At 42.7% G+C, this 4,892-nt stretch carries 8 protein-coding genes; 7 read left to right on the top strand and 1 reads right to left on the bottom strand.

Annotated features, from left to right (window positions below; all coding sequences use genetic code 11):
- The 7 genes from PX484_RS17655 to PX484_RS17630 all read left to right on the top strand — a co-directional run.
- Positions 1-337 (top strand): PRC-barrel domain-containing protein (locus PX484_RS17655; RefSeq protein WP_288104949.1); only part of this gene is annotated, 337 nt, incomplete at its 5' end.
- Positions 338-516: 179 nt separating this feature from the next.
- Positions 517-639 (top strand): hypothetical protein, encoded by a 123-nt coding sequence (locus PX484_RS25840; RefSeq protein ID WP_157404752.1) that lies wholly within the window; start codon positions 517-519, stop codon positions 637-639.
- Positions 599-1,378 (top strand): ABC transporter permease, encoded by a 780-nt coding sequence (locus PX484_RS17650; protein WP_002801780.1) that lies wholly within the window; start codon positions 599-601, stop codon positions 1,376-1,378. The genes PX484_RS25840 and PX484_RS17650 overlap by 41 nt, the downstream gene beginning before the upstream one ends.
- Positions 1,379-1,442: 64 nt before the next feature.
- A complete protein-coding gene (locus PX484_RS17645) occupies positions 1,443-1,907 on the top strand; it encodes a hypothetical protein (RefSeq protein ID WP_287766766.1) in 465 nt (154 codons plus the stop codon).
- Between the two features lie 289 nt (positions 1,908-2,196).
- Positions 2,197-2,439, top strand: a complete 243-nt coding sequence (locus PX484_RS17640) for a hypothetical protein (RefSeq protein ID WP_002775464.1) — start codon at positions 2,197-2,199, stop codon at positions 2,437-2,439.
- On the top strand, positions 2,436-2,903 hold the full coding sequence (locus PX484_RS17635; RefSeq protein ID WP_002801782.1) for a type II toxin-antitoxin system VapC family toxin: 468 nt from the start codon (positions 2,436-2,438) through the stop codon (positions 2,901-2,903). The genes PX484_RS17640 and PX484_RS17635 overlap by 4 nt, the downstream gene beginning before the upstream one ends.
- A gap of 58 nt (positions 2,904-2,961) precedes the next feature.
- Positions 2,962-3,486, top strand: coding sequence for a hypothetical protein (locus PX484_RS17630; RefSeq protein ID WP_287766765.1), 525 nt, complete (start codon positions 2,962-2,964; stop codon positions 3,484-3,486).
- 131 nt (positions 3,487-3,617) lie between these two features.
- On the opposite strand, the gene cimA is transcribed toward PX484_RS17630, so the two are convergent.
- The coding region (gene cimA, locus PX484_RS17625; RefSeq protein ID WP_288104947.1) for a citramalate synthase at positions 3,618-4,892 on the bottom strand (1,275 nt) is incomplete at its 5' end.

Raw genomic sequence — 4,892 nt, 5'->3', positions numbered from 1 at the left:
TTTGCGCGGATATAAATTATGGGCGAATAAACTAGAAAAACCTCGCCTAAAAGCGGATGAATATCATGTTAGTGAGCTAGTAAACTTAGAGGTTTATCATCACCTGACAGGAGAAAAAATCGGGGTTGTAGTAGATATTTTCTGGGCGGGTAATGACATTTTAGCAGTGCAACTGGAAGCAAATCTCGCCCCCCTCAAGAAAAAAAGTTCATCCTCCGACTCAGAGGCCCGGGCCCTGGTTCCCTTCGTCAAAGAAATTGTGCCACTGGTGGATCTGAAAGCGGCACGCATCGAGATTACGCCACCACCGGGGTTATTAGAGATCAATTTGTCCTAGGCTTATTCTTGATGGCGGATTGGGACGGTGAGGAAGTTTCAGGACAACTGCAACAAAACCAACGGGTAAGCTGCCTGCAAAGATAAGGTAACACTGGAACGGTAAGGGTTATCTGCTGTTTTAGCTAACTTAACAACACCTAGTTATCCCTAGGGACTGCTAACCAACCGGGACAATTTTTGATTTTTAGAGAAAGTCCACTTTTGCGCCGGAAATGGGTAATCTCAAAGGGAAAGACAGATATTATTTTGATGAAAGGCTATGGGTATCAGCATCCTGAGAATCTGGGCGATCGCAGCTAACAGTTTTCGCGAGGTTATCCGCGATCGCATTCTTTACTTTATCGGGTTTTTTGCCTTGTTGATGGCCTTCGCTTGGCGTTTATTACCGGAAATTGCGGTGGGAACCGATGAGAAAATCTTTCTTGACTTGGGATTAGCCGCTATCGGGTTATTAGGGGTAATTGTCGCGGTTTTTGTGGGTACAGGGCTAATTAATAAGGAAATTGACAAGAGAACTATTTTAGTTTTGATTCCTAAACCCCTGAGTCGGGCCGAATTTATCCTCGGTAAACACTTGGGTTTGTCCGGGGTTTTAGCGGTGATGTTGGGGGTAATGTTGGTGATTTACCTGCTGATGTTGCTGGGGATGAAAGTATCTTTTCAAGCTTTACCCCTGATTGTCTCGGTTTTCTATCTCGGTTTGGAATTAATTCTCATCGCGGCCGTGGCGATCACTTTTGGGGTATTTACCAGTTCGATTATAGCCACGTTAATGACTTTTGGGTTCTATCTAATGGGTCACATCAGCAAAGATCTGATCCAATTGGGTATAATCAGCAAAAATGCCAATATCCTCGCTATCACTAAAAATATTTATCTAATTCTCCCAGATTTGGAGAGATTGAATTTTAGAAACGAGGCCGTTTATGGTTTGCTGCCCAGTGCTGATGTCTTAATGGGTAATGCCCTCTACAGTCTCGTTTATACTGGTCTATTATTGGGTATCTCCATCCTCATCTTTTCAAGACGACAATTTTAACTGGGGTTGCCGAGTCAAGAAATGAATGTCATCGCCATCGATTAGTTTATAGACATTATTAGCCATGAAATTAAAGGCCCAACTGCATATTTTAAGTCGAGAAGCGGTCAATTACGGACTGGCCACCGTGGTCATGGAAGAAGCGGTTAATCCTGTCCTCGCGGCCGTGGCCAGACAGTTAAAACATTTACAATACTATGTGATTCAGAATAGCCAGGGTGATTGGTTACTAACCACTTTAGCCCATCGGCAGCAGCCGCAACAGGAAAAAAGGGTGATCTATGCCTTTGCTACGGAAAAAATGTCCCTATCTGCTCAAAATACTGCTAATTCACCCCTATCAACGCTCCTGATTCCCGTAACCCATCTTTTATTCCAATTATTTGCCGTAGAAAAAGTAGATAGTATTATTTTTCTGGAAAATGCACACACCGCTCAAACAGGAAAAGAAATCTCCCGGATCCAATTAAAGGCCAATATTGAAAAACAACTGCAAAAACTGGGGACAATTCCTGCCAATCTTGCTTAATTAGTTATCCTTAATCAAGGCGAATTAGATGTCATACTAAATCTGTTGAGTATAGGCTACATATCAGGAGAGGCAATAGGCACTCTTGCAATAGGCAAAAGGAGAAATAGATAATCAGTCTGTAATAACGAGATTTAGTATTACCACCAGAGACTTTTTAAGCTGGCAACTTGAGTCTAGCCTAATCAGGGAGATTATTTAGAGCCGATCGTATAAACAAGCACCTGAGCCAAACGGCTAGGAGCATATCGGTTACCATAGAGAGTGTCTATTTTCTCAAAACCGACCTATGCTGCGAGAAGATCTTAAGAAAGAATTAGATAAACTAAACGATGATCAACTGAAAAAGATTGCTGATTTCATAGCCGACCTTGAGTTTCAGTCTGGACAAGTCCCATCGTCTGTTCCGCTTTGGCAAAGAGCAACACCATCCCAGAGAGCTAGGGAATTGCGTGAATGGGTGTTACAACTTCCCAAAGATAGTCCGAGTCTAGGAGATGAAGCCTTTAGTCGCGATAGTATTTACGAATGATGACGAGATATTTACTTGACACTAATATTGTTATGCGATTGTGCAATTGTTCCGACCTACAGCATAAGCTGGCAACCAATGCAGTTTCTCGTCTGCTCATGCAATCAGATGAATGTTTCCTTGCGACACAAGTAATAATTGAGTTTTGGGTTGTTGCCACCAGACCAACTGAAGTCAATGGTTTGGGTTGGTCTGTAGAACAAACCAGAAGCATGATAGATCAACTTCTCGCTCGTTTTCCAGTCTTGGCAGAATCTCGGCAGATTTTTACAAATTGGCTGAACTTAGTCACAACTAACAGAGTGATGGGTAAACGCACTCATGATGTTCGTCTCGTTGCGGCTATGCTTGCCAATGAAATTACACATCTGTTGACCTTTAATCCCAGTGATTTTGCGGGTATATCAAGTATTACCATAACTCATCCACAAGATTTGAACCCGTTTGATACTAATGAGCCATAGTGTTGGCGAGCGCCGCATAACTCAATCGTTATCAATAGGGAAAAGTTAATTATCTGCAATGGCCTTTTTTACTCTCACTCACATTACCATGACCGAGCCAACCCGATTAAACTATCACGATAACTATTCTTGTCCCGTCTGTCGCCATGGTAAAATCGCCACTTTACCACTCATGGAAGCCTATGCTTGTAACTTTTGTCAACACATTTTTACTGCTAATTTAGAACAACAGGTTTTAAAAATGGCCGATAGTCAATTACCCTTAACTTGGTATTGGAATGGTAAGTATTGGCAGGGTTTACCGAGAGAAGGCATGGAGATGGCAGGTTTTTACTTAATTATCGGTTTAGGATTTGTGATTTTTCCCACAGCAATTGTGGCTACGGGGGCCTATCTTTTCCCTCCAGTCGAGGGGAGTCCTTTGTCATGGGTGCCTCTATTTTGGTCGATTTTAACCTTTATTTGCCATGCTATTTGTTTACTCTGGTTAATTATCGAATATTATCAGTTTCCCGTTAATATGTATCTGCGGGCCTTGGCTCGTCGTTGGCAAAATTCTTTTGTTACCCGATTATTATCCTAGGGGTTATTTAATCCTAGAAAGGGGAGCAGGAAGTGGGGTGTGGGGTGTGGGGTGTGGGGATAAAAAATCTGATTACTGATTACTGATTACTGATTACTGATTACTGATTACTGATTACTGATTACTGTTCTCTAAATTATTCCCAAAGGACAAAATTGACCCGATAATTCTAGTTTATTGTTTTGCAGCAGATATAAACCATATTCAATTCCTTCTACCACTGCCTGATAGGAAGCTTCCAAAATATTACTAGACACTCCCACGGTTGTCCATCTTTGTTGGCCGTTACTTGACTCGATTAAAACCCTAGTTTTCGCTGCCGTCCCCGAACCACTATCGAGGATTCTCACTTTATAATCGGTCAGGTGAAAGTTAGCAATTTCGGGATAGAATTTGACTAAAGCCTTTCTTAAAGCTCGATCTAAAGCAGCCACAGGCCCGTTACCCTCGGCCACTTCTAATAAATCTTCCTCTTTTACTCGTACTTTAATTGTAGCGATCGCATTATCACTATCCCGGAGCATATCACAATAAACTTGGAATCCTTTTAATTCAAAAAGGTGGCTTCTCTGTGCCAAAGCTTCCCGCATTAATAACTCAAAACTAGCTTCGGCTGCTTCAAATTGATAACCCTGACTTTCCAAGATTTTTAAACGTTCCAAAATTTGCCGACAGGTGGGATCATCTTTATTTAAATCGATGCCAAAACTGCGCGCTTTCGCTAACACATTACTTAATCCCGATTGGTCAGAAATGACGATGCGGCGCTGATTCCCGATCGCTTCCGGGTTAATATGTTCGTAGGTGAGGGGATTTTTCGCCACCGCAGAAACGTGAATTCCGCCTTTATGGGCAAAAGCAGAACGTCCGACGAAGGGAGCATGATCATCCGGGGCTAAATTGACCATTTCGCTGATTTTTCGGCTAGTTCCCGTCAATCGGCCTAATTGATTTTCTTCTAGGCAGGAAAAGCCCATTTTTAACTGAAGATTGGGAATTAAAGTACATAAATTGGCATTGCCGCAGCGTTCCCCATAACCGTTAATTGTGCCTTGAATCATGCGTGCGCCCTCGTTAACTGCCGCTAAGGAGTTAGCTACGGCGGTTCCTGCGTCATTATGGGCATGGATGCCTAATTTAGTCCCATTTTCGTTATCAGGATCGATATCCAATTTCTCCCGCACTTTCTCCACAATCGGGGCGATTTCTTGGGGTAAAGTGCCGCCGTTGGTATCACAGAAAACTAACCATTCGGCCCCGGCATCCCTGGCGGTTTTGAGGGTTAAAAGGGCGTATTCGGGGTTATTTTTGTAACCATCAAACCAATGTTCGGCATCATAAATGACTCGTTTTCCCTGACAGCGTAGATACTCGATCGTATCTCCTATCATGGCTAAATTCTCCTC

Origin of the sequence: Microcystis sp. M49636_WE2, from assembly GCF_030065375.1 — a bacterium.
Lineage (GTDB): Bacteria > Cyanobacteriota > Cyanobacteriia > Cyanobacteriales > Microcystaceae > Microcystis > Microcystis aeruginosa_C.
This window is presented reverse-complemented; position numbering and strand designations above follow the sequence as displayed.

What these genes read in the sequence shown, in the direction of transcription:
- PX484_RS17645 (WP_287766766.1), top strand. Translation starts at nt 1,443, where the DNA reads ATGAAATTAAAGGCCCAACTGCATATTTTAAGTCGAGAAGCGGTCAAT.
- PX484_RS17640 (WP_002775464.1), top strand. Translation starts at nt 2,197, where the DNA reads ATGCTGCGAGAAGATCTTAAGAAAGAATTAGATAAACTAAACGATGAT.
- PX484_RS17650 (WP_002801780.1), top strand. Translation starts at nt 599, where the DNA reads ATGGGTATCAGCATCCTGAGAATCTGGGCGATCGCAGCTAACAGTTTT.
- PX484_RS17635 (WP_002801782.1), top strand. Translation starts at nt 2,436, where the DNA reads ATGATGACGAGATATTTACTTGACACTAATATTGTTATGCGATTGTGC.
- PX484_RS17630 (WP_287766765.1), top strand. Translation starts at nt 2,962, where the DNA reads ATGGCCTTTTTTACTCTCACTCACATTACCATGACCGAGCCAACCCGA.